The organism is Acinetobacter sp. 1566109, from assembly GCF_000582255.1.
Classification (GTDB): domain Bacteria; phylum Pseudomonadota; class Gammaproteobacteria; order Pseudomonadales; family Moraxellaceae; genus Acinetobacter; species Acinetobacter nosocomialis.
Genome location: NZ_JEYB01000268.1, coordinates 1 through 306, shown reverse-complemented (window position 1 = coordinate 306; position 306 = coordinate 1). Strand labels below are relative to the sequence as shown.

Here is a 306-nt window from a genome sequence, read left to right as displayed (position 1 = left end):
CCATTACAACTCAAGATAGACAACAGGATAAAGGCTATCTAAGGCTCTATTTTGCCACTCAGTCACTTGCTCAATCACAGCATCGGTAACTTTGCTGATGAGAGATGCTGACACATCGGCATCGTACATTTCTTTGAAGAAGGCTACAATTTCCCTATTAGTCATTCCTTTTGCATACAGTGAGAGGATTTGGTCATCCATACTGGTGATGCGTGTTTGGTGCTTTTTGATAATTTGTGGCTCAAATGAACCTTCTCGATCACGGGGAATATCTAAAGCCAGTTGTCCATCTTGAGTTGTAATGGT

1 pseudogene is annotated in these 306 nt (G+C 41.5%); it reads right to left on the bottom strand.

Annotated features, from left to right (window positions below):
- Positions 1 to 9: 9 nt before the first annotated feature.
- A pseudogene (locus tag J582_RS0105695) lies at positions 10 to 306 on the bottom strand (transposase); the annotation flags it as partial.